This window comes from uncultured Campylobacter sp. (assembly GCF_938045225.1).
Classification (GTDB): Bacteria; Campylobacterota; Campylobacteria; order Campylobacterales; family Campylobacteraceae; genus Campylobacter_A.
The window spans coordinates 1-2,800 of record NZ_CALINL010000301.1 but is presented as its reverse complement, the minus strand read 5'-3'; the positions used below and the strand labels follow the sequence as shown (position 1 = coordinate 2,800).

2 protein-coding genes and 2 pseudogenes are annotated in these 2,800 nt (G+C 33.5%); 1 reads left to right on the top strand and 3 read right to left on the bottom strand.

Annotated features, from left to right (window positions below; all coding sequences use genetic code 11):
- Positions 1-163: 163 nt before the first annotated feature.
- Positions 164-262, top strand: a pseudogene (locus Q0200_RS10925) (IS1595 family transposase); the annotation flags it as partial.
- Between the two features lie 27 nt (positions 263-289).
- Here the strand turns inward: Q0200_RS10925 and Q0200_RS10920 are convergent.
- From Q0200_RS10920 to Q0200_RS10910, 3 genes and pseudogenes are all read right to left on the bottom strand, one after another.
- Positions 290-682 carry a hypothetical protein gene (locus Q0200_RS10920; RefSeq protein WP_297941112.1) on the bottom strand — a complete coding sequence of 131 codons (393 nt, stop codon included), beginning with the start codon at positions 680-682 and terminating at the stop codon, positions 290-292.
- 86 nt (positions 683-768) lie between these two features.
- Positions 769-999: pseudogene (locus Q0200_RS10915) on the bottom strand (AAA family ATPase); the annotation flags it as partial.
- A gap of 267 nt (positions 1,000-1,266) precedes the next feature.
- Positions 1,267-2,448, bottom strand: a complete 1,182-nt coding sequence (locus Q0200_RS10910) for an AAA family ATPase (protein WP_297941110.1) — start codon at positions 2,446-2,448, stop codon at positions 1,267-1,269.
- Positions 2,449-2,800: the final 352 nt, after the last annotated feature.

The window sequence follows — 2,800 nt, the reverse complement described above, 5'->3', positions numbered from 1 at the left end:
TAGCCATTTTAATTACTAATCTTGGCTTTAAAAACGTATCCGAATATAAGCTAGATGACAAAAAGACTATACAAAAGCCTAAATATAATTTAAAAACTTTCAAATGAGTTTTCTCAAAGAGAGCAGTCTTATCATTAGCAAATAAAGTGAAGCTAAGCACGAGAGCGAATTAGATGAGAGCGTTAAATATGCGGATTGCCGGAAAGCTTATGACGGATTAGTTGATTATACAGCCTTAGCTCATTATAGAATAAAGTATTCAATAACTACGCTACGTCCTAAGTAAATTTTATCCGGCTTTTATTATGGCGTTATATCCCCTGCTTTTACTAGTTAAATTTATTATAAGACCTGCGCTTTGCATATATCTTAGGTATTCGATAAGAGTAGGTCGAGATATTTCGCACGCCATTGCTAGCTCGCTTATGTTTGGGCTAAAAGGAACGCTTTGGCTTAGTAAAAATAGTATCTTTTTTAGCTTATCTATATTTGCGTAATTTAGCGAGCAAACACACGGGATGTCACTTTGCAATACTTGATTTATCACGCCTGTTAGTTTAGAATGAAATCCTATTTTATCATTCGCAAACAGGTATGCACCGTGAGATAGATAGTCTTTAAAATATATGAACGGCTTAAATTTGCCGGTTAAATTTACGGCTATTTCATAATGATTTGCCAAAATTTCATCTAGGCTATATTTTTGGTATTTGCTTTTTAAATTTAAATTTAAAAACCCTCTAAACTACATAGTACTGAGATGATACTCTACCACTTCCTGCTTAGATCAGTCCCGTTTATATCAAGCTCTAGCATAGATGAACCAGTGATTATGAGCTTTAGATTGCTTTGGTCTATGACGGTTTTTATGTGAGACGACCAATCTTTTAGTTTGCGTATCTCATCTATCAAAAGCACTTCGCTGCCCACTTTTTTAAAGTCTAGCGCAAATTCATAAATAGACGTCGCTGCAAATAAAGGATTATCTATACTTATATAAAGAGCCTTTTGCGAAGCTTAGAAATTTTGTTTTAGGTATTGCAAGATTAACGTCGTTTTACCAACGTCGCGCTACCCTAGTATCATTACAGCTTGTTCGTTAAATCTATATCATCGTAAAGATATCTTTTAAAATCAAGCTTCACTTTTCTTAGATAGTTTTGCTGTTCTTTAAAGAATTTCGTAAAATCCATATATACTCTTTTATTCAAAATTATTAAGTATATTTAACAATTTTATATAATCTTTGTCAAACACAATAGCGTATTAATACAACAATCCAAACAGCCAAAGCGGTATTTTATTGCCACTTCCTACCTCTATCTCATCGGCAGCTATATATGAGCTTGAAATATCCTTTATCTGCTCAAAGCCCTTATTTTTACCGCCCACTTCAAATATAAATTTATCATCTACAATAAAGTCGCCTTGCTTTGGGATATTTAGTCTATGTTTTACCTTTAATTGATTAGCAAAAAAAGTCTCTCTTATGGTGCCCGCCTTACAATCATCGCCGTAAGCGTAAATTAAATTTGTATTATTCATATATATTTTTGCCGGCTTTACTAGCTTACTAAGTCCCCTACTTTGCTCATCTATCATATTCACTAGACTTGCATCGTTTAAATAGGCAATATAATCATATAGTTTGGCTCTACTTATCTCGGCAAGAGCTGCGATTTTAGTATAATTCACCTCAAACGGCTCGCTTTGGCAAACTACTTCAAGCAGTTTTTTAAGCTTATATGTGTATTTTTGCTCAACTAGCCCCAGGGACGTTAGATCTACGTCTATGCTTAGATTAATCGTATTTAGCAAGCTTTCGTAGTATGAGCTTTGCTTATTAAAGTAAAATGGATAGTAGCCAAATTTGAGATATTTTTTAAACTGATTTTGCTTTATTTTTAGGTCATTTGCTATTGCCTGATGGTCTTTTAGTATCGCCTCTAGGCTAAATTTATCTATCGTCATACCGTTTTCAAGCTCTAAAAACTCTCTAAAACTAAGCCCCTCTAGGCTAAATACGCTAACCCTACGCGATAAATCGCTCTTTGCATTTAGTATACTTACCGCCGATGAACCGGTAAAAATTACATTTAAAGGACTCATATCGTATATAGTTTTTAGATGCGCGGCAAAATCTTCGTATTTATGCACTTCGTCTAGCAACAGATATTCGCCGCCGTTATCTACAAATTCAAAGGCAAGTTCGCTAAGACTAGTAGAGCCTAAAAATGGATAATCAAGACTTATGTATAGAGCCTTTTTGTTTTGAACTTTTAATTCAATCAACTTTTGAAATAACATTGTGGTCTTACCGGTACCACGGGCCCCTACTATACCGATAAGCTTCTCGCTAAAATTTATTTCATTGTATAAATAACGCTTGTATGTCGTATTAAAATTTTTAAGAAATCTTTCTTGATACTGCTCTATTAAATTTAACATTTTTATCCCTTTATGTAATTGTCTATAAACGTAGACAATATTAAGATATATTAGCATGAAAATTTTAAATTGTCAACGTCTATGAGCGACTACAATTTTTATTATTTTTCAATCGACGGAACTTAGTTCAGGTGGTTTTTATTGTAAATGGCTATATACATTTACATCCAGTTTAAAAAAATCAGAGTTATTTCTATTGCTATATTAAGAAATATATTAGTTGTTTAAGGAGGGCGGCAAATTGTACATTAAATCGACAAAATTCTAATACACTCGGGTTTAATTTGTAGTGAAATTGGCTTGCGTCGAGATGGCCGGCAAGATGCAATAGCGCATAAGATTTAAGCGCTAC